At 38.6% G+C, this 618-nt stretch carries 1 pseudogene; it reads left to right on the forward strand.

Annotation, left to right across the window (positions count from 1 at the left end):
- Window positions 1-213, forward strand: a pseudogene (locus tag FDX22_RS31475) (integrase core domain-containing protein); the annotation flags it as partial.
- Window positions 214-618 lie beyond the last annotated feature (405 nt).

The raw sequence follows: 618 nt of genomic DNA on the forward strand, positions 1-618 counted from the left end.
AACATACCGTACAGAAATACTCGATTTTTATCTGTTCAGAATGCTGAATGAAGTGCGGAAAATCACGGAGAGATGGGTGTCAGAATATAACTGTGAACGCCCGCATGAATCACTGAAAATATGACGCCGGAGGAATATCGGCAACACAATCATTTGGCCGGGATATCAAAAAAAGCNTCTATTTACAGTCCGGCATCAGTTTCTAGTTACTAGACTGGCTACAACATCGGTTTAGAAGAGAAAATGCTCCATGTTCACGATAGCGCTCCAGCAATCGTTCCAATGTCAGATCGGAGATCTAAATATGTGTGGTAAGAAGGGAATCATAAATTTACTGAAGGAACCTGAGTCGATTAGGACTTTGCATAATTGTTGTTGTTACTGTAAGTCCTACTATAAGCCACAAATAGACATTAACATTGAGCCTCTAAAATCTAAGAATGCATAATGAAGGACATTATGTTAGAAAAGGGTTTTGAGCCATTCCGGTAGAATGTGGTTGGGTTTACCTGAATTGTTAGGATTCTTTTTAAAAAATATATTTGGGATGTATAGTAATGATAACGCAGCCGTACAAGTGTAAGTCTCCCGCTTAACAGCACTATTTACTTTAGAGAT

The sequence above is a fragment of the Citrobacter sp. TBCS-14 genome, assembly GCF_005280805.1.
GTDB classification, from domain to species: domain Bacteria; phylum Pseudomonadota; class Gammaproteobacteria; order Enterobacterales; family Enterobacteriaceae; genus Citrobacter; species Citrobacter gillenii.